The 25,692-nt window shown below is 42.5% G+C and carries 25 protein-coding genes and 1 pseudogene; 17 read left to right on the forward strand and 9 right to left on the reverse strand.

The features are described 5' to 3' along the window. Window positions 1-12: 12 nt before the first annotated feature. A complete protein-coding gene (locus EL241_RS00890) occupies window positions 13-1,032 on the forward strand; it encodes a HesA/MoeB/ThiF family protein (RefSeq protein WP_036105934.1) in 1,020 nt (339 codons plus the stop codon). Beyond that, the gene (locus EL241_RS00895) at window positions 1,029-1,511 is read left to right on the forward strand and encodes a MogA/MoaB family molybdenum cofactor biosynthesis protein (protein ID WP_126320268.1); all 483 of its coding nucleotides are present in this window, start codon (window positions 1,029-1,031) and stop codon (window positions 1,509-1,511) included. Before EL241_RS00890 ends, EL241_RS00895 begins: the two co-directional genes overlap by 4 nt. Window positions 1,512-1,730: 219 nt before the next feature. Here EL241_RS00895 and moaC read toward each other — a convergent pair whose 3' ends face one another. The 3 genes from moaC to EL241_RS00910 are packed head-to-tail and all read right to left on the reverse strand — an operon-like array spanning window position 1,731 to window position 3,896. Next, window positions 1,731-2,207 carry a cyclic pyranopterin monophosphate synthase MoaC gene (gene moaC / locus EL241_RS00900; protein WP_036105933.1) on the reverse strand — a complete coding sequence of 159 codons (477 nt, stop codon included), beginning with the start codon at window positions 2,205-2,207 and terminating at the stop codon, window positions 1,731-1,733. Then, window positions 2,200-2,703 carry a molybdopterin-guanine dinucleotide biosynthesis protein B gene (gene mobB / locus EL241_RS00905; RefSeq protein ID WP_052009173.1) on the reverse strand — a complete coding sequence of 168 codons (504 nt, stop codon included), beginning with the start codon at window positions 2,701-2,703 and terminating at the stop codon, window positions 2,200-2,202. The genes moaC and mobB overlap by 8 nt, the downstream gene beginning before the upstream one ends. Next, window positions 2,682-3,896 carry a molybdopterin molybdotransferase MoeA gene (locus tag EL241_RS00910; RefSeq protein WP_036105931.1) on the reverse strand — a complete coding sequence of 405 codons (1,215 nt, stop codon included), beginning with the start codon at window positions 3,894-3,896 and terminating at the stop codon, window positions 2,682-2,684. The genes mobB and EL241_RS00910 overlap by 22 nt, the downstream gene beginning before the upstream one ends. Window positions 3,897-4,028: 132 nt before the next feature. On the opposite strand from EL241_RS00910, the gene mobA reads away from it, so the two are divergent. The 5 genes from mobA to EL241_RS00935 are packed head-to-tail and all read left to right on the forward strand — an operon-like array spanning window position 4,029 to window position 6,961. Beyond that, on the forward strand, window positions 4,029-4,610 hold the full coding sequence (mobA, locus tag EL241_RS00915) for a molybdenum cofactor guanylyltransferase (protein WP_052009172.1): 582 nt from the start codon (window positions 4,029-4,031) through the stop codon (window positions 4,608-4,610). Continuing rightward, entirely contained in the window at window positions 4,597-4,839 is a 243-nt protein-coding gene (locus EL241_RS00920) for a hypothetical protein (RefSeq protein ID WP_036105928.1), read from the forward strand. Before mobA ends, EL241_RS00920 begins: the two co-directional genes overlap by 14 nt. Then, complete coding sequence (gene modA / locus EL241_RS00925) at window positions 4,823-5,629, forward strand: molybdate ABC transporter substrate-binding protein (RefSeq protein ID WP_126320269.1); 807 nt, start codon at window positions 4,823-4,825, stop codon at window positions 5,627-5,629. Before EL241_RS00920 ends, modA begins: the two co-directional genes overlap by 17 nt. Before the next feature lie 22 nt (window positions 5,630-5,651). Continuing rightward, the gene (locus EL241_RS00930; protein ID WP_036105925.1) at window positions 5,652-6,317 is read left to right on the forward strand and encodes a molybdate ABC transporter permease subunit; all 666 of its coding nucleotides are present in this window, start codon (window positions 5,652-5,654) and stop codon (window positions 6,315-6,317) included. After that, window positions 6,317-6,961, forward strand: a complete 645-nt coding sequence (locus tag EL241_RS00935; protein ID WP_036105922.1) for an ATP-binding cassette domain-containing protein — start codon at window positions 6,317-6,319, stop codon at window positions 6,959-6,961. Before EL241_RS00930 ends, EL241_RS00935 begins: the two co-directional genes overlap by 1 nt. Before the next feature lie 43 nt (window positions 6,962-7,004). Here EL241_RS00935 and EL241_RS00940 read toward each other — a convergent pair whose 3' ends face one another. After that, window positions 7,005-8,183, reverse strand: coding sequence for a nitrate/nitrite transporter (locus EL241_RS00940; protein WP_036105919.1), 1,179 nt, complete (start codon window positions 8,181-8,183; stop codon window positions 7,005-7,007). Window positions 8,184-8,483: 300 nt separating this feature from the next. On the opposite strand from EL241_RS00940, the gene glmU reads away from it, so the two are divergent. Further along, on the forward strand, window positions 8,484-9,857 hold the full coding sequence (gene glmU / locus EL241_RS00945) for a bifunctional UDP-N-acetylglucosamine diphosphorylase/glucosamine-1-phosphate N-acetyltransferase GlmU (RefSeq protein WP_003756419.1): 1,374 nt from the start codon (window positions 8,484-8,486) through the stop codon (window positions 9,855-9,857). Between the two features lie 52 nt (window positions 9,858-9,909). After that, complete coding sequence (locus EL241_RS00950; RefSeq protein WP_003756417.1) at window positions 9,910-10,866, forward strand: ribose-phosphate diphosphokinase; 957 nt, start codon at window positions 9,910-9,912, stop codon at window positions 10,864-10,866. Between the two features lie 52 nt (window positions 10,867-10,918). On the opposite strand, the gene EL241_RS00955 is transcribed toward EL241_RS00950, so the two are convergent. The 3 genes from EL241_RS00955 to EL241_RS00965 all read right to left on the reverse strand — a co-directional run bounded on the left by EL241_RS00955 (window position 10,919) and on the right by EL241_RS00965 (window position 14,129). Continuing rightward, window positions 10,919-11,239, reverse strand: a complete 321-nt coding sequence (locus EL241_RS00955; protein WP_003756415.1) for a putative heavy metal-binding protein — start codon at window positions 11,237-11,239, stop codon at window positions 10,919-10,921. 49 nt (window positions 11,240-11,288) lie between these two features. After that, a complete protein-coding gene (locus EL241_RS00960) occupies window positions 11,289-13,451 on the reverse strand; it encodes a LapB repeat-containing protein (protein WP_052009169.1) in 2,163 nt (720 codons plus the stop codon). Between the two features lie 300 nt (window positions 13,452-13,751). Next, window positions 13,752-14,129, reverse strand: a complete 378-nt coding sequence (locus tag EL241_RS00965; protein ID WP_052009168.1) for a MerR family transcriptional regulator — start codon at window positions 14,127-14,129, stop codon at window positions 13,752-13,754. 87 nt (window positions 14,130-14,216) lie between these two features. Between EL241_RS00965 and EL241_RS00970 the strand changes: the two are divergent. Next, a pseudogene (locus EL241_RS00970) lies at window positions 14,217-14,936 on the forward strand (SDR family NAD(P)-dependent oxidoreductase). 129 nt (window positions 14,937-15,065) lie between these two features. Then, complete coding sequence (locus tag EL241_RS00975; protein WP_036105916.1) at window positions 15,066-15,827, forward strand: SDR family oxidoreductase; 762 nt, start codon at window positions 15,066-15,068, stop codon at window positions 15,825-15,827. 27 nt (window positions 15,828-15,854) lie between these two features. Here the strand turns inward: EL241_RS00975 and EL241_RS00980 are convergent, their stop codons facing one another. Together EL241_RS00980 and EL241_RS00985 are read right to left on the reverse strand one after the other, a co-directional pair. After that, on the reverse strand, window positions 15,855-16,226 hold the full coding sequence (locus EL241_RS00980) for a MerR family transcriptional regulator (protein WP_036105915.1): 372 nt from the start codon (window positions 16,224-16,226) through the stop codon (window positions 15,855-15,857). Between the two features lie 136 nt (window positions 16,227-16,362). Then, the gene (locus EL241_RS00985; protein ID WP_003756404.1) at window positions 16,363-17,301 is read right to left on the reverse strand and encodes an L-lactate dehydrogenase; all 939 of its coding nucleotides are present in this window, start codon (window positions 17,299-17,301) and stop codon (window positions 16,363-16,365) included. Window positions 17,302-17,566: 265 nt separating this feature from the next. On the opposite strand from EL241_RS00985, the gene EL241_RS00990 reads away from it, so the two are divergent. From EL241_RS00990 to EL241_RS01015, 6 genes are all read left to right on the forward strand, one after another. Beyond that, on the forward strand, window positions 17,567-18,118 hold the full coding sequence (locus EL241_RS00990) for a GNAT family N-acetyltransferase (RefSeq protein ID WP_052009167.1): 552 nt from the start codon (window positions 17,567-17,569) through the stop codon (window positions 18,116-18,118). Window positions 18,119-18,177: 59 nt separating this feature from the next. Continuing rightward, on the forward strand, window positions 18,178-18,801 hold the full coding sequence (locus EL241_RS00995) for a 50S ribosomal protein L25/general stress protein Ctc (RefSeq protein ID WP_170166130.1): 624 nt from the start codon (window positions 18,178-18,180) through the stop codon (window positions 18,799-18,801). 141 nt (window positions 18,802-18,942) lie between these two features. Beyond that, entirely contained in the window at window positions 18,943-19,716 is a 774-nt protein-coding gene (locus tag EL241_RS01000; protein WP_036105908.1) for an SDR family NAD(P)-dependent oxidoreductase, read from the forward strand. Window positions 19,717-19,900: 184 nt separating this feature from the next. Continuing rightward, a complete protein-coding gene (pth, locus tag EL241_RS01005) occupies window positions 19,901-20,455 on the forward strand; it encodes an aminoacyl-tRNA hydrolase (RefSeq protein WP_036105906.1) in 555 nt (184 codons plus the stop codon). A gap of 73 nt (window positions 20,456-20,528) precedes the next feature. Next, window positions 20,529-24,068: a transcription-repair coupling factor gene (gene mfd / locus EL241_RS01010; protein ID WP_126320271.1), complete on the forward strand. Its 3,540-nt coding sequence runs from the start codon at window positions 20,529-20,531 to the stop codon at window positions 24,066-24,068. Between the two features lie 30 nt (window positions 24,069-24,098). Continuing rightward, window positions 24,099-25,682 (forward strand): putative polysaccharide biosynthesis protein, encoded by a 1,584-nt coding sequence (locus EL241_RS01015; RefSeq protein WP_126320272.1) that lies wholly within the window; start codon window positions 24,099-24,101, stop codon window positions 25,680-25,682. The last annotated feature ends 10 nt before the right edge of the window (window positions 25,683-25,692 follow it).

Here is a 25,692-nt window from a genome sequence, read left to right on the forward strand (position 1 = left end):
AAGGTTGGCTAGATGGAACGATATGATCGGCAAATAAGGCTGCAGAAAATCGGCCAAAGAGGACAAGCGGAAATTGGCGGAAAGACGGTGTTGATCGTTGGCTGCGGGGCTTTAGGCACACATGCCAGCGAGCAACTGATTCGAGCGGGAATCGGTAAAATCAAGTTGATCGATATGGACCGTGTAAGTTGGAGCAATCTGCAGCGGCAGGCGCTCTTTGACGAAAACGATGCTGCACGCACTGTCTATAAAGTTGAAGCGGCTAAGAAACGATTAAACAAGATAAACAGCAATGTGGAAGTGGAGAGTTATCAAGAAGCGTTCACCCTGCAGTCAGGCATGCTGTTGGACGATGTCGATCTCATCTTAGATTGTACGGATAATTTTACTGTGCGAGGGGCGATCAATCAATTGGCTACTGAAATGGGACTTCCTTTTATTTTTGCCTCTTGTGCCAGTGTAGCTGGGAGCGTCATGTTTGTTCAGCCTGATAAGGGACCGTGTCTACAATGCGTTTTTCCAGATCTAGGGGAACTTACCCAAACAAGTTGTGATCAATTAGGCGTTTTTACGCCACTGGTCTCATTTGTTGCGAGTATCCAAGTTTCGCTAGCTCTGCAGTATTTCGTTTGTCCCGAAGAAGTGCCGGTTGACCAGCTGTTGAGCGTTGACAACTGGTCGATGACGATCAATCGTTTTCAAGTCACCAAACAAGCAAATTGCATGACCTGCGGCGATGGTGATGGATCAGTAAAACAGTCCGCGCAGCCGCTGATGGTGCGATTATGTGGAACCTCAGCCTATAAAGTAGCGGTATCGGATTTCTCAGCATATCAACTTGAAAAAATACTAAAAGCCAAGCGAATCGAGTATCGACGGACAACTAAATTAATGACCTTCACGATCGATACCCATGATTTTACTTATTTCAACAGCGGACAGTTTTACTTGTATAATTTTGCAACTTTACGAGAAGCCACCGCATATTATGAAAAACTGAAGGCGCTTTGCGAAAAGGAGATAATCAAATGATCAGAGTAGGAGTAGTGACGATCAGTGATACTCGCGATTTGGATACAGACACAAGCGGGCAGCTGGTCGTCCGAGCGTTGAGACGATCCCGAGATATAGACGTAACTGGCCGGGTCGTGGTGCGTGATGAGGTGCAGCAGATCAAAGGAGCAATCGATACGTATCTGCAGGAAAAGGCTGACTGCATTATTACAAACGGTGGTACCGGTATTTCAAAACGCGATGTAACTTTTGAATCGATTCGTGAGAAAATACATCAAGAGCTCCCGGGCTTTGGCGAGATCTTTCGGATGCTTAGCTTTGAAACTATTGGTTCAAAAGCGATAGCTTCAAGAGCGATAGCTGGCTTTACTCAATCAGACTGTTTGCTATTTGCACTTCCCGGTTCAACCAATGCCTGTGATCTAGCGATGGAAAAGTTGATTTTGCCGGAATTGGAGCATTTGATAGGAGAAAAAAGAAAAAAAGCCGACATCTAAGTCAGATCCTGTTTGCTCGGAAATGATTGAAATACAAAATAATACCAATAAAAAATCGCTTGAAAATACCATTTTAAGAAATGGTTTTCAAGCGATTTTTTCGTTCTTTGGGTTTTCTGCTGAATCATCCTTTTAATTAAATTATTTTTTGACAGGTATGGGTAGCGCTTTTGTAATGCGGAAAGTATACAAACAGCCTCTCCCATTATTTCCCACTATCTAGTTGTTCTTCCGAAAATGCCCGCTTTTCCCACCTTTTTTTTCGATCAACAGACATTGCTCAATGACCATGGCTCGATCCATCGCTTTGCACATATCATAAATGGTTAGCGCTGCGGTCATGCAGGCGGTCATGCTCTCCATTTCAACGCCGGTCACATAAGCCGCTTTCGCAGTAGCTGTAATTGTAATCGTATCACGGCCGTTATCGGTGAAAGCAATATCCAAACCGCTTAGACCAATCAAATGGCACATCGGGATCAATTCGTGCGTTTTTTTCGCAGCCATGATTCCGGCCACTTGAGCTACTGCTAGAACATCGCCTTTTTTGATCTTGCCTTCTTGGATCCGAGTGAGCGTTTCAGGTTTCATTCGGATAGAGGCTTCTGCGGTCGCTTCCCGCGTGCTAGTGCTTTTATCTGATACATCGACCATTTTCGCACGATTTTGCTGATTGAAATGAGTCAGTTCATCCATGTTTTTCCGCTCCTTGATAAAAATTTTGCAGCCATATCTGGCATTGCTCATCTGTTGAAAAATCCACTGCTTCTGTTTCGAGCTCCTTGGGAAAAATGGTTGCAACGGTTAAAAGATGATCTGCTTCAAAATCGCTGACATTGTCGTTCGGACGTAGCAGCAGTATTTTGGGGTAATGCTCAGCTTTAAAGCCTTCGATCAGAATAAGATCCGTATCTGTTTGCGTAAAGCGTTCTATCTCTTTTGCTAGTGGCAAACTGGCTTCCCGCCGTTCATGCCAAAAAAATCCGCTGTCGTTCTGCATAGCGACCTGATCAGCTCCGGCTTCGTAAAACCGATAAGTGTCGGTACCGGGGATATCCATAGAAACCGTATGGTGCGTGTGCTTATAGGTGCTCACATTAAGCCCCATGATTTTAGCAGCACGGATAAAACGCAGCATCGTACTGGTTTTTCCGCTTTTTTTCTTGCCGATTATCTGCAGGGTAACAACCATGTTTCTACCTCCGTTCCTCTTGATGTAGGTACAGTACCATGAGGGATCTTGAAAAGACAGGTCGCTAGATGCAAGTTGCCGAGCGCACTCGATTTGTCGCTGCCTACTAGAGAAACATTAAGCTGTCCTGCTTTTTCTGTATAAGTTCCGCGCAGATATTTATCAAAGTTATTGCTTTTCTTATAATCATGAGCGAGTGTCATCGTTTTGCGAGTCAGCCCGGAAGGTTGTCCGATATAACGCTTCAAAAGGGGTTCTGCGAGTAAGTAAAAACCAGTAAAACACGCACTTGGGTTTCCTGATAAGGCGATAACTAATTTACCGCCCCGTAAAAAAGCTGTTGTCGGACTTCCAGGACGCATGCTGATTTTATTGAAAAGCAACTGGTCTGACTCGTTAGCTGCCACAGCCAGAAAATCAAAATCGCCAACAGATACGCCTCCAGTGGTGATAACGATATCTGCATCTTCCAGCATTTTATCGATCGTTTTGCAAAGCAGCTGGTAATCATCCGCGATATGCGCCATCTGCGTAACATAAGCTTGATTTTCTATAAGCAGATTCTGCAGCATCGGCGCATTACTGTTATAAATCTTGCCCGGCAGGTTTGGTGCTGTTAGATCACTAACTTCTGTTCCAGTAGATAAGACCGCTACACGTGCTTTTTCATAACATAAGCAGTCTTGGATACCAAATGCGCTCAGCAAACCAATGGCACCGGGGTTTAGAAGTGTTCCTTCTGACAATAAGAGGTCGCCTGCCTGAAACTCGCTGCCGATCGGAGTGATATTCGAATGCGCTGGTGCTGTGGTTATTTCGATGTAGTTATCTACTAATTGTTTCGTATCCTCAAGCATCACGACTTGATTTGCGTCATCTGGGACTGCAGCACCGGTCATGATCCGCACCGCTTGATTTGCCTGAAATGGATTCACATAAGTTGCGCCAGCTGGGACTTCCGCAATTATCTCAAACTTTCCGGGGAAAATTTGTTCAGCCGTTCGGTTGATCGCATAGCCGTCGTACCCAGAACGGCGAAACGCCGGGTAAGGAAAGGGGGCGTGAATAGACTCTGCCAAAGTATAGCCGTTGCTTGTTGCTACTGAACGCCGCACAGTATGTGTTTGAATCGGTAGATTTTGCAAAATTGTTTGCGCTTCTGTGAGGTCAAGAATTGTACGTTGTGTTAACATCTAATTCCTCCTAAAAAGATTATTCAATGGTTCACAAAAATAAGAATTAGTAAAAGCCCTAATATCAGCCTAGCATTTAATATGCTAACTTTCTATTAGGGTTTTTGCTATTCTATCGAAAAGAGGAAAAAAATGACAATTGGTATTATTTTAGCTGGTGGAAAGTCACGCCGGTTCGGAGAAGACAAAGCACTGTACCGGGAAAACAAGCATGAACAAACATGGGTAGAAAAAGCAGCGGATAAGATGTCGGTGTTCGTTTCCCGGATCTATGTCGCCGCGAATACGCGTAATTATCATGCGTTGACGCAGCTGTTTATGGAAGAAAGCAAGGTAGAAGTCTTACAGGATCAGCCTCCTTATTTAGACAAAGGCCCACTAGGCGGATTATATGCAGTCAGTTCCTTGTGCCAGCCTACATGTGATTATTTGATCATGTCTGTGGATTATCCTTTACTTGCTCCAAGCGTTCTAGAAAAACTAGTCGCAGTACCAAGCGGCTATGCAGTAGACGAGGACGGCAACCCTCACTATACCATTGCTCATTATGCTTTCTCGAATAGCGAAGTAAAGCAGCAGCTCAGAAAAGGCGATTTGCGTTTACAGAATTTCATTGCTCGAAAAAAGATCGTTCCACTTCCCTTTGACAGGCAGCAAGTCCTTATTAATTTTAATACAAAGGAGGAAATCATGAACTGCAATGGACAAAAATAATATGACAGAAGGAGACTTTCAGAAACTCCTGCACATCGCACTAGCGAATCTGAGGATCCAACTCACAATTGTAGAAAATGAGATTCAACGTACGAATCAAGAATTACGGACGTTGGAACAACAAGAACAACTGGAGAAATTAGAAGAGCAATACTTGAAATTGGAGAAAGACTGGCAGCACTATACTGAATTTGTAAAGGAAGGTTATTATTATGAAGATAACGATTAAAAAACAACTCACTGTATTTACATTAGGAGCAATGCTTATTCTCGGCGGCTGCGGGGCAGGTCAAAGTAACTCTGCTACGAAAACAGATAAAGCTGCAGAAAAAGTAACGATCCATTATTCTGCAGCTGCAAGTTTAAAAGACGCCTTATCTGAGATCGCAACAGACTACGAAAAAACACATAAAGACGAAACGATCGACATCGATTTTGCTGGTTCAGGTCAAATCAGACAAAAAGTAGTCAGCGGTGCGCCGATCGACGGCGTTCTTTTAGCAAGTAAAAGCGATGCGGATCAATTAAAAGACAAAGATAAGATCACAAATGCCAAGGAAGTTTTGAAAAATGATCTAGTCGTTGTCGCCAACAAGCAAGACAACATAAAAAAAGAAAAAACCTTAGCAGCACAATTGAAACAAGCAAAAAAAATCGCGATCGGCGAACCTAAAACGGTCCCAGCCGGTGCTTATGCGGAAGAAACATTTGCAAGCTTGAAGCTCGAAAATGAGCTGAAGCCAAATCTGGTACTAGCCAATGATGTTCGCCAAGTATTGGCCTACACGGAAAGCGGCAACGTGGATCTAGGTCTTGTTTACCGGACAGATGCACTTATCAGTGATAAAGTGTCTGTTGTTTACACGGTTCCGGAAAAACTGCATGCACCTATCACTTATTGGACAGGGGATGTAAAAGAAACAAAACACGCTAAAGAAGTAGAAGCATTCAATAAATATCTCGGTACAAAAGATGCAGAAAAAGTATTCGACAAATATGGTTTCCAAGTAGCAAACTAAGTTTTAGAAAGGAGCGGGACGCATGCTTGTGCCAGTCACGCATTCCATTTTTATCGCGATTGGGGCGACACTCGTAGCATTTCTTTTGATGTTGCCGCTTGCATATATTGGTGCTTACTGGCAGTTCAAGGGGAAGTGGTTGCTCGAGAGCGTTCTGCTACTACCGCTTGTTTTGCCGCCGACCGTGATAGGACTGGTTTTGCTACAGTCATTTGGGAAATACGGCTTTCTAGGAAAACTAACAGCACTTTTCGGAGATTATTCCATTATTTTCACACTAACCGGCGCTGTTGTCGCAACAATATGTGTTGTTCTACCGTTGATGTATCAGGGATTAAAAGCGGCATTTTTATCCGTACCGATCGAACTCATACAAGTCGGACGGACACTTTCGGCAAATTCAATCGAACTATTATTCCGCGTTATCATCCCAAACTGCTGGCAGCATATTTTCGCCAGCATCCTGTTATCTTTTTGTCGCGGGTTGGGTGAATTTGGCGCTAGCTTGATGGTGGCGGGCTACATCGAAGGAAAGACCGACACGATCGCGACCTCGATCTACTTTGCTATTCAACAGAATGAAGTAGATAAAGCGGTGATGCTGAGTGTAACCGACGCATTCATCGGGTTTGCTGCCCTGATAATCATTTATCTATTGACTAATAAGCGAAGCAGGTGGAGCAAATAATGAGCTTATCGGTAATGATCAAAAAAGAACTTTTCCCCCAGCGACTGGATTTCCACTTTGACTTTACGGAATTGATCACAGGAATGACAGGAAGCAGCGGTATGGGGAAAACGACGATCATGAAATGTATTGCTGGCATCGAACAGCCAGAGAGCGGACGAATTGCGTTTGGAAACAGTGAGTGGTTTAATAGCGAAACTGATGTCCAATTGCCTCCGCAAAGGCGTGATCTTGCTTATGTGATGCAGGATCTGGCGTTATTTCCAAATTTGAATGTCAAAGAAAATATCTATTTCAGTCAAAAAACAAGGTTGAAACGGAAACAAGGAGCGACAGGGCTAGATGAACATTTTCATTTTCTAATCCAAGAATTAGCAATTGAAAAATATATCTACCAACCGATTCATCTGCTTTCTGGAGGACAGAAACAGCGCGTTGCGATTGCAAGGGCATTGTTCAGCAAGCCGCAACTGTTGCTTTTGGATGAGCCCTTTACGGGACTCGATGATGAAACACGTGCGCAAGTGATCGAGCTGACGAAAGCAGTGATTTTGAAAGAACAGATCCAAACGATCGTGATCTCGCATTATAAAGATGAGCTCCTCCATTTGACTGATACGATCATCTCCTTGAATCCAAAATGAAAAAGCGCTGTTTTCCACTTTAGGAAAACAGCGCTTTTCTAAATCAGGCTACTTGTTTATTTCTAATAAATGTTAGGTATAACACAAACCAGCAGAACAATGCGAATAGGGCTAGCAGCAAGATCCCGATCTGGAAGCTGCCGGTATATGTTTTAATGACACCAAGAATGATTGGCGGGAAATAACCACCCAAACCACCCAATGCTCCAACGATCCCAGTGACGGCACCAGTATTCCCTTTGGAAACAGTAGGAACCATTTTGAATACGATCCCATTCCCTAAGCCGGCGACAAGCGCGACAGCAACCAGAATAACAGAGAAGAATGCATAGGAGTTTAAAGCACCCATCATTGCAAAAGCAACGATGCTAATCCCGAAGAAAACGATCTGCAGTAATTGTGAGGGACGGAACCGGTCAGAAAGAAGACCGCCGACAGGACGAGCGAATGTACACAATCCAGCAAATACGGCTGTCCACATCCCAGCAACAACAGCATCTGTTTTAAAAAGATCATTCATAAAGGTCGGGATCAAATTACTTAATGACATAAACAAACCGAACGTCAACGCATAAAAAAGACTTAACAACCAAGTGCTTTTCTCTTTGACGACTACAAGCGAATCGCGCAGTGTTTTCGTTGGATCGACAGGCATTTCTTTACATCCGAATAAAACGATGAGAATAGTTATGATAGTAAGGACGATCAAGAATGTAAAAAGCCCTTCAAAATTCCATTTTTCTGCCATTCGCGGTAATATCAGCGCAGAAATGGCAGTTCCTAGATTGCCCATTCCGGCAATTCCTAAAATAAGGCCTTGCTTCTCAGGCGGGAACCAAGCTGACACATAGGAGATACCGACTGCAAAGGAAGTACCGCTCATTCCCAGTAGAAAAGCAGCGACCAGCAGTAGCTCGTAGCTATGCACGCGTGGGATCAAAAAAAGCGGGATCAGTAAGAAAAGCAGTAGAAAAATGTAAATTTTCTTTCCGCCAAAACGGTCGCTCATGATTCCCAGCGGAATACGCATGATCGAGCCGAGCAACACTGGCATTGCCAATAAGACAGTCTTTTGAACCACTGTTAAATGGAAAATTTGATTGATCTCGTTGGATAACGGTGCTAAACACAGCCATGACATAAAGCAGACCATCATAGCAAATGTTCCGATAATCAAAGCAGAATAAGCATCTTTTTTAGTAGTATTAAGTTGTGATTTCATGTTTTCCTCCTAAATATGCGAAATTTGTATGCGTAGAGAAATGAATTGTTTATAGATTCACATTTACCTCCTTTCCATCTCCTGCAAATAACATATTCGAGAAAGATAACATACATAAATTGGGAGTTCTATAAGGGAATGTACTAAAAATCCTTATAGCGGCGCGTGATTTTTTGAAATTATTAAACTTTTTTATTTAAGCCATTATAATGGGATTAGTTCGATCGTAGCCTTGAAAATTGACGGATTTTGCTGTATTATTCATAGTGGAACATTAGTGTATATTGGGGGTTCAATAATATGACAAAACGGTACGCAGTTGTGCTTGCTGCGGGTCAAGGGACGCGTATGAAGTCAAAACTCTATAAAGTTTTACATCCCGTTTGCGGGAAACCAATGGTAGAACATGTTGTAGATCAAATAAAAACGCTGAACATGGACAAAATCGTCACGATCGTGGGGCATGGAGCAGATAACGTCCAAGAACAATTGGGTGGGAAAAGCGAATTCGTCAAACAAGAAGAACAACTAGGAACTGCACATGCTGTTTTGCAAGCAAAAGACCTCCTTGCTGATAAAGAAGGTACGACATTAGTTGTATGCGGCGATACTCCTTTGATTCGGAGCGAAACAGTCGATGCTCTGCTCAAGTATCATCATGAGAAACGAGCAAAGGCTACTATATTGACAACTTCTTTGGAAGATCCGACTGGGTACGGTCGTATTATTCGCGATGATCTAGGAATAGTAGGGAAAATCGTGGAACAAAAAGATGCTTCTTCCGAAGAAAAAGCAGTAAAAGAGATCAATACCGGAACATATTGTTTCGATAATGCAGCGTTGTTTGATGCTTTATCCAAAGTAACTAACGACAATGCGCAAGGGGAATTTTATCTTCCTGACGTTATTAAGATCTTGAAAGATGCAGAAGAAGTTGTGGCTGCTTACCGGATGGAATCGTCCGACGAATCGCTTGGTGTCAATGACCGAGTGGCACTAGCCGAAGCAACGAAGCTGATGCAGAAACGTATCAATGAGAAACACATGCGTAATGGCGTCACACTGATCAATCCTGAAAATACATACATTGATGTCGATGTGGAAATTGGACAGGATACAGTAATCGAATCCGGTGTCACAATCAAAGGAAACACGGTGATCGGCGATGATTGTACGATTACAAGCGGATCAGATATCCAAGATTCAGTTATCGGTAGTGGCGTGCTTATCCGCAGCTCTGCCGTGATCGAAAGCAAAGTTGCCGACGAAGTCCAAATTGGACCGTATGCGCATCTCCGCCCTGAGTCAGAGATCGGTGCACACGTGAAGATCGGTAATTTCGTGGAAACGAAAAAAGCAGTGGTTGGCGAAAATACGAAACTGCCTCACTTTATCTACATGGGTGATGCGGAAATCGGTAAAAACGTCAACGTCGGCTGCGGTTCCATTGCTGTCAACTACGATGGCAAGAACAAAGCTAAAACCATTATTGGAGATAACGTATTCATAGGTTGCAACTCTAACCTAGTCGCACCGCTTAAAATAGGGGATAATGCCTTTGTCGCAGCTGGTTCGACGTTAACAAAAGACGTGCCGGAGGGAGCACTTGCGATCGCTAGAAGCAAGCAAGTGAATAAAGAAGGCTACGCAAAGCGACTTAACTATAATAATTAATGACTAAGTTTGTTTTTAAATTTAATTTTAATAAAAATAGTGGAGGCTGATTATGTCAAACGAGTATTTTGATCCGAAGTTAAAAATCTTTTCGCTAAACTCTAACCGCGCACTAGCAGAAGAAATTGCGAAAGAAGTAGGAATTGAGCTGGGAAAATCAAGTGTTACACATTTTAGTGATGGCGAGATCCAAATCAATATTGAAGAAAGTATCCGCGGCTGCCACGTATATGTCATTCAATCAACAAGCTACCCAGTAAATCAAAATTTAATGGAACTTTTGATCATGATCGACGCACTAAAACGTGCTTCGGCAGCTACGATCAATATTGTAATGCCATATTACGGCTATGCAAGACAAGATCGTAAAGCCCGCAGCAGAGAACCGATCACGGCTAAATTAGTAGCAAACTTGATCGAAACAGCTGGAGCTACTAGAATGATTACTTTGGACATGCATGCACCGCAAATTCAAGGGTTCTTCGATATCCCGATCGACCATTTGAATGCAGTTCGTTTGCTTAGCAAATATTTTGGCGAACGTCATCTAGGAAATGATCTAGTCATCGTTTCTCCTGATCACGGTGGAGTTACCCGCGCTCGCAAAATGGCAGATCGATTGAAAGCACCGATCGCGATCATTGACAAACGCAGACCGCGTCCGAATGTCGCAGAAGTAATGAATATCGTCGGGAATGTAGAAGGAAAAGTTTGTATCCTGATCGACGACATCATTGATACAGCAGGAACGATCACATTAGCAGCCAACGCACTTAAAAATGCCGGCGCTACACAAGTTTACGCATGTTGTACGCACCCAGTTTTATCTGGACCAGCAATGGAGCGAATCGACCAATCACCGATCGAAAAATTAGTGGTTACAAATTCCATCGCTTTACCAGAAGAAAAATGGATCGACAAAATGGAACAACTGTCTGTTGCACCATTGCTTGGTGAAGCGATCGTGCGCGTGCATGAAAATGCTTCTGTGAGCTCGTTGTTTGAATAATAAACTAAAGAAGCTGGTTTTTCCTAAATTGGAAAAACCAGCTTCTTTTTATTTATTCCACAACCACAGCAGTTCCGGAAACAGATACCATCAGCATGCCATTATCTGCACCCAGTACTTCATAATCGACATCAACAGCGATGATCGCATTGGCGCCAAGTGCTTCTGCACGGTTCTCCATTTCTTCGATCGCCGCTTCACGGGCTTGGATGAGTTCTTCTTCATAGCCGCCGGAACGTCCGCCGAAAAAGTTGCGGATACCTGCACCAATGTCTTTTAATACATTGATTCCAGTGATGACTTCACCGAATACGATTTTCTTATATTCAATGATTTGTTTGCCTTCGATAGTTGGGGATGTAGTCGTGATCATTGTGATCAGCCTCCTTTTAGTTTTAGAATAATCTGTAGAAAGCTGGAAGTCAATTCTGGTTTCTATTTCCTTTACGGCGTAAAAGAACAAAGGCAAAGGCTGCAAAAGCTGTTCCAAATAATCCAAGTAGTGGCTTTGCCGTATCGCCAGTTTTCGGCAATAATGCATGTGCGTCATCCGTTTGAGAATACTTGCCGGCAGCCTTTACATAGCTTTGTTGTACTTGTTGCATTATGGTGTTGCTTCTTTCTGCTGGTTGCGCTGTTTGGGAAATTACGTGTTCTGCGGCAAGCAGACCGCTTTGATGCATGATAGGGTCTGTGGCGATCGTTTCCACCGCATGGTCCTTAGTTGCTTGGCTATTATCCGAACCTTGGGATGCTTCTTCTTTCGATGCTTCCTTATCAGTTGCTGGCTTATCGGTATCATTCTTCGGCTTATCGGAGTCCTCTGGATTTTGACCGTTTTCATTCGTATCCTCTTTCGCGACTACGTTCACCTTTACAACAACAGGCTCAGCTGCTTGAGAGCGATCATTCACAGCGCCAAGCGTCACGGTATAAGTACCAGTCTTGCTGAAATCGACTTGCTTAGTAAAGTCGTTCGTGATTTCCAAGTTTTCCGGCGTCACTGTGGCATGGATATCTTTTAAGAACTGCTCAGCATCGATCGCATCACCGACCGTGTAAGTGATTTCTTTATCTGCTTGAATGATTGGTCTTGGCGAGATCTTAACAGTGATTTCCACGGGATCAGCCTTCATTCCCCTGTCGTTTTGAGCATCAAGTGTCACGATATACGTGCCTGGTTTATCAAAATCGACTTGCTTGGTAAAGTCATTCATGATTTCCAAGTTTTCTGGTGTCACTGTAGCGTGGATATCTTTTAAGAACTGCTCAGCATCAACAGGTTCTCCTACATTATAGGTGATTTCCTTATCTGCTTGGATAACAGGTTTCGCTATAACGGTAACTGTGACCGTAGTAGGTTCTGCTTTTAGTCCGCCTTCATTTTGGGCATTCAATGTCACAGTATACGTGCCTGGTGTGTTTAAATCTACGACATCTGTAAAATCGCTTGTCACTTCTGTACCGTCATCTGTTTTTGCATCAATCGCTTGTAGGAAATCCGCTTCTGATAGATCACTACCTTGATTAAATGTGATCGCATCTTTCGAAGTGATCGTTAATTTATGAGCGACTTCAAAGGTCTGTTCGTAAGTTCCTGAAGAAATCGTATAGCTATTCATGAAATCTGGGATCGGATAGCTACCTGTTGGGTTATCAAAGCGGGCATTGTAGTAGAATGTTTCTAAGGAGTCGAACTCACCTTTAGAAACCTTATTCACAGTGACGCCATTATCATCGATGCTAAGACGCGAATTATCCACTTTTGTGCCATTAAAGGAAAGATACGTGTTGCTGCTGGAATTAGATTTTGTGAATGGCGGCTGATACCCGTCAAAGCTAGTTAAACGGTTTGGCATAATGGAGAAAGGAATAAATAGCGTTTCCGCGCTATCATCATACTTCAATTGTGCTGTCGTGATTTTCTTTGGCGCATGTCCGTCGCCGATATTTTGACCAAATGCGGCTAACGCTGTAAGGTTTTTAAAATTATTGATCGGCGTAAAGTCGACGATCCCGTCAAATTGGACGAACAATGTTTTCAGTTTCGGCAAGTCAGCTAATAAAGTGATATCCGTTATTTTACTATTGCTTTGGATATTGAGATAATCCAAATTAGGCATTAAATGAATCTTTTTGAAAATATCATTTGTGAAGTTCGAACTTGTGAGCGTCAAATTAATGATCTTATCTTGGTCGTTTATATCGGGGAAGTTTTCATTCGTGAGTGTTTCACTGTTCATGCTTAAAAATTCCAATGTTTTGTTTTTTAAGACCGGCGAAAAATCCGTGATTTTGGTGTCGTCATTGCGGAAAGAAATTAAGTTGGTAGCTTTTTCTAAGCCGGTCAAGTCCGTAAACTCGGCACCTTTTAAAGTAATAGAGGTGATCTTGCTAAGTTGTTCTTCGGTGATCGGGGAGTCGGTAGGCTGGTTCAGTAATCCATTTAAATAGCCTTTCAATGCTGTGCTAGGGATCTCGACGGTGTTGCTATCAGTAGAACCAGTAGTTTGTGCAAAGACTGGTGTTGTTGTCAAACTCATCAATACGATACAAATCGTTATAATTGAAAATAGTCGTTTCAAATAAAAACCTCCTAAGTGATTTATCTTACAAAAATCGTAACAAAATGAGTGTTATTCAACAATGGAGTTGGAGGTTAAAATTGAAAAACGAATATTCTTAAAAAACAGAATATTTATATTTGTGATGGTTAGAAAGTTTGTTAAATAGCCTTTTTAGAGCATTTAAGTATTGTTTTTCACAAAAAGAAAATGACACAAAATCGACATAAATGGACGGAAAATCGTTATATTAGTCAATTATGAAAAAGCACACCTTGCGATAAAAAACTCCGTTGTTTTATAACGGAGTCGGCTAATGAATTAAATATTATTGTCGAGTCTAAATGCTGCTCTTTCCTTTTCGTTTTTAGCTATTTTGAAATTGATTGCCGCTAGTTCATGCTGCTTTTCGTCGATTTCAGAGAGGATATTCGCCTTTTGTCTTTGTAAAATAGCTTGCCGCTCAGAAAGTGTTTCTGGGCCGGTGGCCGCTAATTGTAGATAATAATGGATAGTATTGATAGGCATGCCCGATTGTCTCAGATACCGAATAAAGGTAAGTAAGGAGATTTGTTCTTCTGTATAGATACGTTGTTTTGACGCATTTCGGCTAGGGCTTACCAATCCTTTTTCTTCATAAAAGCGCAGAGTGCCAATGCTGATGCCAGTTTTTTTAGCGGTCGTCCCGATTGTAAACAAAATCAACAGTCCTTTCTTGACCTATAGTTGCTGTAGGAGGGTATACTGCTATTGTATCACGAAAATAAAGGAAAGAAGGTAGTGGAGATGACAAAATCAGCATTGGTAACAGGCGCTAATAAGGGTATAGGACTGGAAACAGTGAGGCAGCTGGCGGGAAAAGGCTGGAAAGTGGTATTGGGAGCTCGCGATGCAGAAAAAGGCAAGCAAGCAGTGACTGAATTACAAGCGCAAGGGTTAGATGTTGCTTTTTTAGAAATCGACTTAGTAGATAAAGAAAGTGTCGAATCAGCAGTCAAAATAATAACGCAGTAATATCCCGACATTTCGCTTTTGATCAATAACGCCGGGATGCCGGGAGAATTTGCCAAAGGTTTCTCAAAGACGACAGAAGAAGGTTTAAGAAATGCTTTTGAAGTAAATTTCTTTGGGACATTTCGTCTCAATCAGCTTTTGCTGCCATTATTGAAAGGAAATGGCGCTACAATCGTTAATGTCTCAATCGACATGGCATCACTATCGTTAATGATGGATCATCAAGAACGGACAGCGGCACTCAATAGTTTTGACTACAATGCTTCCAAAACAGCCAATAACGCCATGACGGTCTCAATGGCACTGGAACTAAAAGACAGCCCGGCACAAGTATTTGCGGTCACACCCGGTTTTACTACGACGGATTTAAATAATAATGCTCCAGGCGGAATCACAAAAGAAGAAGCGGCTGGCATTATTTTAAAATATACATTAGATGGAGAAAGACATAATGGTGTGTTTTTTGATAAAAATGGCGTATTAGCCTGGTAAATAAACGCAGAGCGATGGGATTTTCTCATCGCTTTTTTATTTTACTTGTTTTTATGGGTTTATAGTTGCGTTCGCCCAACGCGAACTTGATATGCTTTAAAGGTAAACTTTGATAGGAGGAGATAGACGATGGATAAATCAACGAAGGTAACACTTATTACCGGCGCGAATCGCGGAATGGGATTTGAACTAGCGAAAGAGATCGGCGAATTCGGTCACCATATTTTGGTTGGGGCAAGAAGTAGCGAGAGCGGAAGCGAAGCAACGGAGAAATTAAAGAAATTAGGAATAAATGCCGCTTTTATACAGCTAGATGTAACAGATAAAGCTTCTATTGAGAAGGCTGCGAGGAAAATCGCACAAGACTATGGATACTTATCTGTCTTGATCAATAATGCTGGTATCGCATTGGATAACTTTGAACAACCAACTACGATGAAAACAGAAATCATGAGAAAGGATTTCGATGTCAACTTTTTCGGAGTGGTCGATACAACTCAGGCAATGCTGCCTTTGTTGAAGAAAAGCCAGCAGGCTAAAATTATCAATATGTCGAGTATTATGGGTTCCCTTGGGGCGGCGACGGATCCTGGTTCAAGAGTATATAATGCGAGTGCGGTAGGGTATCAGGCTTCTAAGGCTGCTTTAAACATGTTTACAATTAGACTGGCAAGAGAATTAGAAGGACTAGAGGATAGTAAGATTACTGTAAATGCGGTAAGCCCAGGGATGGTAGCAACTGAATTTGGCGGTGGAGATCCGGAAGCTGCTAGGAAAATGGGGGCTAAATCTGTGGAAGAAGGTGTCAAACGTTTGGTAGAGCTTGCGACAGATGAAGATAATACCACTAATATAACGTTTAGTGACACAGACGGAATCGTCCCTTGGTAAAGAAAGAGAGTTATTTCTCTTTCTTTTTTATTTAGATAGGTCTTTTTCAATGCTTTTAAGATGTTTGATCTTCTTTTGGAGATAGGCTTCCTGTTCTTTGATGGACAAGATATTTTGCTGGAGTTTTAGATCCAAATGTTCTAAAAAGGAGATTCTGTGTTGGATAATTTCACTTGTCGCAGTTTCCTCATCAAAATTAAATTCTTTGATTTCTTTGAGAGAGGCTCCTAATCTGCGTAAATGAACAATTTTATTGATTTCGAGAAGATCTTTCTCGGAATAAAAACGAATCCCGTTTTGATTGCGCGTCACAGGATTTAACAGTCCTTCTTTTTCATAATAACGCAAGGCATTTTTAGATATCCCAAATTTTTCAGCGGTTTCGGCAATTGTATACATTAGTTTCACAGCCTTTGTTTTTTAGTTAGCGTAACACGAAGCATTAGTTTTCTCAAATGATAAACGAAGATATAACTATTTCATAAAAAAACACCTTGCCGAAGTCGCAAGGTGTTTTATATTTAGATAATTGTTCTTACAGGCTCTTCAAAGCATCATCCAATACTTTTTGCAACGTCGCTGCAGAAGCATTCATTTGCTCTTGCTCTGTATCCGAGAGCTTCATCTCAACGATATGACGCACGCCTTTTCTATTAACGACTGCTGGAGCGCCAATGTAAATATCTTTCAAGCCATAATGTCCGTCTAAATATACGGAAAGTGGCAAGATCGCATTTTCGTTATTTAGGATCGCTTGAGTGATTCTAGCAAGTGCAGCGGCAATCCCATAGAAGGTCGCCCCTTTTTTATTGATGATCTCATAAGCGGCATCACGAACGCTGACAAAGATGGTGTCCATTGCCCCTTTTTCATTTTCGTTGATCCATTCGGAAATTGGCAGACCACCAACTGTTGTATGGCTCCATGCTGGGAATTCAGTGTCGCCGTGTTCGCCTAAAATGTAGCCATGGACGTTACGCGCATCTACTTTCAAATAATCAGCAATCGACATACGGAAGCGAGCTGTATCTAAGCTTGTACCTGATCCGATAACGCGTTCTTTTGGAAGACCGGAGAATTTCCAAGTTGCGTAAGTCAAGATGTCTACAGGGTTGGAAGCGATCAAGAAGATGCCGTCAAACCCGCTTGCCATTACTTCATCTACAATACCTTTCATGATACGGATATTGCGGTTTACTAAATCTAATCGTGTTTCGCCTGGTTTTTGAGCAGTACCTGCAGTAACAACGACGATATCTGCATCGCTGCAGTCGCTGTAGTTAGCAGAATAGATCTTTTTAGGACGGGAGAAAGGAACTGCGTGACTAAGATCGATTGCATCCCCAATAGTTCTGTCTTTATCTATGTCGATTATGCCGAATTCTTGGCCGATATTTAAGTTAACACATGCGAATGCGTAGCTGGAACCTACCGCTCCGTCGCCTACTAGGATAATTTTTTGATGATCTTTCATTTTAATTTCCTCCTTTGTTTAACTCTTCACTAATACAGTATACCACGTTATTTCAATTTGTGAAGACTTGAACTACGTGTTTTTTCATAATTGTTATAGTTTTTTTATGTAAGCGCTATAGTACAGTTATTCCTAATCTTTTCTCTTTTAGACAATTACCTATTTTCTCATTTATAAACGTAAATTGTGATAAAATCAATTAAAATGATTCTGAAAGGAGATTTTTAAAATATTAGATAAGACGATTCCTTATTATCCTGTCATAATGACAAAAGAAATCGACACAGCTTATCCGGATTTTTCACTTCCAGCGAATTATGAATTTGTTTCCTATCAAAAAGGGATGGAAAAAGTATGGGCATTTCTACAATGGAAAACAGGACAGTTGGAAAGCCTTGCTGCGGCAGAACAACGCTTTGAAAATGAGTATCTTCCTTCTATTAAACTAGCGGAATGTAATTGCTGGTTCGTGCGTGACTGTCTGACAAATGAAATTATCGGCACTGCAAGCCTTTGGCGGGGCGATCTCTTTGGAACAGAATTAGATAGAGTCCATTGGGTAGCTGTGCATCCTGCTCATAATGGGCGGGGGATCGGAAAAGCGTTACTGTCGAAAATATTGAAACAAGCAATAACAGAAAAAATTTATCTTACTACACAAACATGGAGTTATCCTGCGATTGCCATGTATCGCAAGTTTGGCTTTGAAGCTTATCTCGGCAGGGAACCTGTTAATTGGAAAAGCGGGGATTATTCAGCGGCAAAACAGGCTGGCTGGGAGATCATTGATGCAAAATTAGCAGATAAGGGCGTTTGAAATAAAAATAACGGGGTAAAGTAAGTGATGTACACAAATGAATGAGTGGAGTGATAAAAATGGCAATCGTATTAGACATTAAAAAAAGAAAAACAAAACCGCATTCTAATATCACAGAGGTGCGCGAAAGTGGTCGGATCCCAGCAATTGTATATGGCTATCAATCCGAAAACGTTCCTGTATCTGTTGATGAATTAGACCTACTTAAATTGGTGCGCGAGAATGGCCGTAACGCTGTTTTTACAGTCAATTTAGATGGCAAGAAAGTAAACGTATTATTACATGATTACCAAATAGATCCTTTGAAAAACAAATTAGTCCATGTCGATCTTTTAGCAGTAGACATGAAGGCAGAAGTAGAAGCGGAAGTTCGTATCGACCTTGTTGGTGAATCTACAGGTGTCAAAGAAGGCGGCGTCTTGCAACAAGTCTTACATGAAGTAACTGTTTCGGCTACTCCGGACAAACTTCCTGAAAGCGTAGAAGTAGATATCAGCGAATTAGGTATCGGCGATTCTGTTGAAGTTTCCAAAATTTCCACAAGCAAAGCTTTTGAAATCATAACAGATGGTGAAGAAGTTATTGCTACAGTAACTGCACCACGTGTTGAAGAAGAATCGACAACTGAAGAAGTTGCGGAACCGGAAGCGGCACATGGTACAAATGAAGAACCAGTAGAATAAAAAAGTATGTTCGAGAGTTGCTTGGGACGAAGGAGATAAATCTTCGTTTCAAGCAGCTTTTTTGTATGGAATTATTTTGTTTGTTTTTACCAATTAGGGTATAGAAAGGTATGTAATAATTTACAAAGAGGAGTGGTTGTAGTGGGGAAATTAACAGATAAAGTCGCAATCATTACTGGAGGTTCTGGAGGAATCGGCAAAAAAACGGCAGAGCTTTTTTTGGAGGAAGGGGCGAAAATCGTTTTGGTGGATATCTCTGGAGATGCTTTGCAAAAAGCAGCAGAAGAGTTAAATGCCAGTGATCGAGTATTTACGGTAGAAGCAGATGTAACCAAAGAAGAAGACACGAAACGTTATGTGTCAGCTACCATTGATAAATTTGGGCAGCTAGATGTTTTCTTCAATAATGCAGGAATTGAGGGGGAAATAAAGGCTCTTGTGGATCAAACGTTGGAAGACTTTGAACGAGTGATCAAGGTCAATCTTACCGGTCAGTTCTTAGGTCTTAAATATGTGCTACCTATTTTAACGAAACAAGGAAATGGAAGCGTTATCAACACAGCTTCTGTGGCCGGACTTGATGGCAGTTCCTTTTTAGCGCCATATGTGGCTTCAAAACACGGCGTCAGTGGTCTGACAAAAGTCGCCGCACTAGAAGTAGCGGACAAAGGTGTTCGGGTCAACTCCGTCCATCCATCACCAGTCAATACCCGGATGATGCGATCGATCGAAAAGAATCTCAATCCAGACGATGCGGAAAAAGCAAAAGAAGAATTTACAAAAGATATTCCAGTCGGAAGATATGCAGAAGCCAGCGATGTCGCGAAACTTGTCTTATTCCTAGCCTCGGACGATAGCAAATTTATCACTGGTGCGCAATATCGGGTAGATGGCGGTATGGGGGCTACACAATAAAATTAAAAATAAAGATCCCAAGAGTGCGCTTCTTGGGATCTTTATCTTTCGAGTTATATCTGCAGTGATCGAAATGCAGTGAACTTTCCTCTAGGCTGAAAGCATGGTATAATCAAAAAAACTATGTATTTAAAGAAACCATTTCAATCTTGAAGTGGTTTAGTTCATTGAGGAGACTTAATTAATGAAAATGATCGTTGGGCTGGGCAATCCCGGCATGAAATATGAACGGACACGGCACAATGTTGGCTTTATGGTAGTAGATGAGCTAAGCTACCGTTATCAGTTGCCGTGGAAAAAAGTAAAACAAAATGGCATGGTAGCTACTGGCATGATCGGAAGTGAAAAAGTGCTGCTCGTAAAACCGCTGACTTTTATGAATGAGTCCGGTCTATGCGTAGGTCCGTTAATGGATTATTATGATATTGCAGTTGAAGATCTTATCGTTATTTATGATGATCTTGACCTGCCAGTCGGAAAGATAAGGTTGCGCACGAAGGGGAGCGCTGGTGGACACAATGGGATGAAATCGATTATTCAGCATTTGAAAACGCAGGAATTCAATCGGATTCGAGTTGGTGTCGACCGTCCACGTAATGGGGAAGTCATTCATCATGTTCTGGGTGAATTTTCCAAAGCAGAACAGCCGACCATTATAGAAGCAATACAAACAAGTGCGGATGCCGTAGAAGCGTTCGCGGAACACCCATTTGTGGAAGTAATGAATAAATTTAATTAAAAGGGGAGCGCTGTTTTAGCAATAGCGCTTTTCGCATTGATAGATATAAGCGATGATGAAGGAGAGAAATGAAATGGAAGGCTTGAAGCAATTATTATATGATCAGAAAGATATCCAATCGATCATAAAGGCGCTGGACGATAAAAAAGCAGCGCAATTAGTAACAGGACTATCGGGCTCTGCACGTGCACTTTTCGCAAGTGTTGTGGAAAGCGCTGGCAAACGGACAGTTTTGATCGTGACACACAACCTTTATCATGCGCAAAAACTATACGACGATCTGGAATCGCTTGTAGATAAAGATAAACTGTTTTTATATCCGGCAGACGAACTGATCTCCTCGGAGTTGAGCGTTTCTAGTCCAGAACTCCGCGGTCAGCGCGTGGAAGTACTGCAATTTCTGCTGTCCCAAAAACCGGGAGTAGTGGTTGTACCGGTAGCAGGGCTTAGAAGGGTCTTGCCGCCAAAATCATTATGGCAAAAAAACAACCTGACGATCACGCAAGGCGAGGAGATCGAGCCGAATCAACTGCGGGAACGGCTTGTAACAATGGGATATACAGCAAGTCAAATGGTCAATACGCCAGGAGAATTCAGCGTGCGCGGTGGAATCATTGATGTCTATCCCATTACTGAAGAATTTCCAGTGCGAATCGAACTCTTTGATACCGAAATCGATTCTCTACGTTATTTTGATGTGGAAACTCAGCGGTCGCAAAAGAAAGTCGATACGTTCCAGCTTTTACCAGCTACAGAAATATTGATCGAACAGGAGGATTTCCCGGCAATTGTAACTCGCTTGGAAAAACACTTAGCTGCCTCTCTGCAAGCACTGAGTAAAGACGAAGATAAGCAAACATTGATGGAAAACATCGAAGAAGACTTAGAATTGCTTCGTTCCGGTATTAAACCAGACATGCTTTTCAAATATATTGGTTTCATTTATGAACAGCAAGGCACCCTTTTGGATTATGCCGCTGAGAATACCGTTCTGATGCTCGATGAATATGCGCGTATCCAAGAAACGGAAGAACGCTTGGAGAAAGAAGAAGCAGACTGGCAAGTGGAACAGCTCGAAGCATTAAAAACAGTGCGAGATGTAGCACTGAGTCACCAATTAAAACCCTTGTTGGACAATCATCAACTGCCGACGATCTATTTATCTTTATTTCAAAAAGCCGGCAATATTAGAATCACAAAAACAACGAATCTTGTTTACAAACAAATGCAGCAGTTCCATGGACAGATGAATATTCTGAAAACCGAATTAGACAGCTGGCATAAAAATAATTATGCAGTTATCTTGCTAGCGCCAAATTTGGAACGTGCGGAAAAAATGCAGCAGACATTAGCTGATTATGAGATGGAAAGCGTTATTCTGAAAAGAGAGCAAGATGTGCCGAAGTACGGAGTCGTCCAATTTTTGATTGGCGATTTCAATAATGGTTTTGAACTGCCACTTGCGAAATTCGTAGTCGTCAGTGAAGCGGAATTATTCAATAAAAAAACCGTCAAGAAAACAAAAAAACGCCAAAAATTATCGAATGCCGAACGGATCCAAAGCTATTCCGAGCTAAAAGTCGGCGATTACGTGGTACACATCAATCACGGGATCGCGCGCTATGTGGGGATGGAAACTCTGAATATTGGTGGCGTACACAAAGATTACTTGAATCTGATCTATCAAGGCGAAGATAAATTATTCGTGCCCGTCGATCAACTGGAAATGATCCAAAAATACGTTGGCTCGGAAGGGAAAGCACCGAGGCTTCATAAGTTGGGCGGAACAGAATGGAAACGAGTGAAGAGCAAAGTAAAAGCATCTGTGCAAGATATTGCGGATGACTTGATCAAATTATATGCTGAGCGGGAAGCGGAAAAAGGTTATGCCTTTACGCCAGACAGCGAAATGCAGCGAGAATTTGAAGATGCCTTCCCTTACCAAGAAACCGATGATCAGATCCGTTCGATCAAAGAAATCAAGAAAGATATGGAAAGACCACGCCCGATGGATCGCTTGCTAGTAGGCGACGTTGGTTATGGGAAAACCGAAGTTGCACTCCGAGCGGCTTTCAAAGCAATCATGGACGGTAAGCAAGTAGCGTTCTTAGTTCCAACGACGATCCTTGCCCAGCAACATTATGAAACAATGAAAGAACGTTTCCAGGGATTCCCGATCGAAGTCGGGCTGCTCAGCAGATTCCGTACAAAGAAACAGCAAAACGAAACATTAGAAGGCTTGAAAAAAGGAACCGTCGACATTGTCGTTGGAACCCATCGCCTTCTTTCTAAAGATGTGGTTTATAGCGATTTAGGTTTTCTAGTTGTCGATGAAGAACAGCGTTTCGGCGTTACGCATAAAGAAAAAATCAAAACGATCCGTGCGAAGATCGATGTGCTGACACTAACTGCTACACCGATTCCGCGGACGTTGCATATGTCGATGCTGGGCGTTAGAGATCTGTCAGTCATTGAAACTCCGCCAGCCAACCGCTTTCCTGTACAAACGTATGTGGCAGAACGCAATAATGTCATGATTCGGGAAGCGATCGAACGCGAGTTGGCAAGAGAAGGACAAGTGTATTACCTTTATAATCGCGTCGAAAGTATCGTTCAGAAAGCCGACGAGATCTCTGCACTTGTTCCAGATGCTCGCGTTGCCTTTGCGCACGGACAAATGACGGAAACAGAGTTAGAATCGGTGATCGTCAGCTTTTTAGAAGGTGAATACGATGTACTGGTAACGACAACGATTATTGAAACAGGCGTAGATATCCCGAACGTCAACACGCTGTTTGTCCAAGATGCAGACCGCATGGGGCTTTCACAACTTTATCAACTCCGCGGCCGGGTCGGGCGCTCTAACCGTATTGCTTACGCTTATTTCATGTATCAAAAGGACAAAGTATTACGGGAAGAAGCAGAAAAACGACTGCAAGCGATCAAAGAATTTACCGAACTTGGCTCTGGTTTTAAAATCGCAATGCGCGATTTATCGATCCGGGGAGCAGGAAACATTTTAGGAGCGCAGCAGCACGGCTTTATTGATTCCGTCGGCTTCGATCTTTACTCGCAAATGCTGAAAGAAGCGATCGAAGCTCGTCAGCCTAGCGAAGAACGGAAAGAACGCGTTCCAACTGTCGAAATCGACTTAGAACTAGATGCCTATATCCCGGAATACTACATTTCTGACGGCCGACAAAAGATCGAGATGTACAAACGTTTCCGCAGTATCACTGAGCGGGATGAGCTCGAAGAATTGCAAGCAGACTTGATCGACCGTTTTGGTGACTACCCGGATGAAGTAGAATATCTGGTTACGATCACAGAACTGAAAATCGCCGCGTTAATTGTCGGTGTGGAATCTGTAAAACAAGAACCGAAAAAAGTCACGATCTTGCTCTCCGATAAAGGAACACAGCAGATCCAAGGTGATAAAGTAATGCAAACGATCTCCGAATATGGCCGTAACGTAGGGATCGGCATGGAAGGCACACGTCTGAAATTAACAATGAATATCCAGCGTAAACAGCAAAAAGAATGGCTAGAACAATTGAAAGTAATGGTGGAGAAGCTACAGCACGCACGTAAAGAAACAGTAGCATCTTCCTGATAACAGGAAAATAGAGAGGAGGTCAGCAGTTTGCCGACTAAGATGGATAAAGTATGGATGCATGGCGCGATCTGGCTGACTGCTGCTTCCTTTATTTCTAAATTATTGAGTGCTGTCTATCGTGTGCCTTTTCAAAATATGGTCGGAGATATGGGGTTCTATATCTTTCAGCAAGTCTATCCGATTTATGGGATAGCGATGACATTAGCGCTAGGTGGACTTCCAGTCGTGATCTCTAAGTTGATCGCTGAATCTACAGGAAACGAGGAAGCGCAGCGGAAAATCATCAAGATCGTCCGCAAGCGGCTGATCCAAACCAGTGTGCTGGCTTTTGTCCTTCTATTTGTTCTGGCGGATTGGATCGCGCTTGGGATGGGGGATTCACATTTGGCAGGGATCATTCGTGTGGTCAGTTTTGTTTTCTTACTGATGCCAAAATTGGCGCTACTAAGAGGTTATTTTCAAGGACAGCGGGAAATGCGTCCTACAGCAATATCTCAAACGGTGGAGCAATTCATCCGAGTAGCGATTATTTTGATTGGTGCCAGTATTGCTACGAAAATGGGATATGACCTTTATCGAACCGGCAGTATTGCAATGAGCGGATCGATTATCGGTGGGATCGTCGCGACCTTGATTTTGCAGTATTTTTATAAACGCACTTACAAGATCGCAGACGTCCGAGTTTCCAAAGCAGAAGACCGAGCTGTTACCAAAAAGTTTTTCCTTGAAGGAGCTGCGATTTGTATCGTCAGCGGAATGTTGATATTATTTCAATTAGAAGACTCTTTCCAAGTTGTCCGCGGCATGATCGTTCACGGATTTTCAGCAGATCTGGCAAGGAATTGGAAAGGTGTCTATGACCGTGCGCAACCAATCCTCCAATTAGGATTAGTTTTATCCACCGGGTTTTCGCTAGCGTTGATCCCGATGATAACTGCTGCACGAGTAAAGCAGGACATTAGAGGCTTAAAACGCTCGGTCTTGCTGGCGGTGAAAATCACTTTGCTTGTTGCAGGCGCAGAAACGGTCGGATTGATCGTGATCATGCGGCCGCTCAACCAGATGCTTTTCCAAACGGCAGCGGGAACGATAGAATTACAGTTATTTATGCCGGCGGTGTTGCTAAGTTCGTTGATCGTGATGTTTGCTAGCATTCTGCAGGGCTTTGGAAAACTCTATATCCCTGTTATCAGCGTCTTGATCGGCATTGTCGTCAAATGGCTAGCAAATCAGTTTTTGATTCCGCGTCTAGGTATAGCCGGGGCGTCGATTGCAACTTGTTTGGGACTATTGATCATTTTAGGCTGCTGCTATTTGGCGCTCAAACAGACGCTGCCTTTCGCATTTATCACAAAAAAGACACTCGCCGGCTTAGCAGCTGCACTCCTGTTGATGGCTTGTATTCCGCTTTTATGGGAGACTTTCTTCCCACTTACTACTCGCAGCGGAAGTGCACTCCAAGCGATTGGAAGTTCCCTTATTGGCGGGACATTGTTTATCTTGTTTAGTTTGCGGTATAACGTATTGAACCAAAGAGACTTTACCGCATTACCATTCAGTACCGTTTTATTTAGAATAAGTAAGGCAGTTTTGAAAAATAAAAGAAATTAGGTGAAAATTC

The organism is Listeria grayi (genome assembly GCF_900638015.1).
GTDB classification, from domain to species: Bacteria; Bacillota; Bacilli; order Lactobacillales; family Listeriaceae; genus Listeria; species Listeria grayi.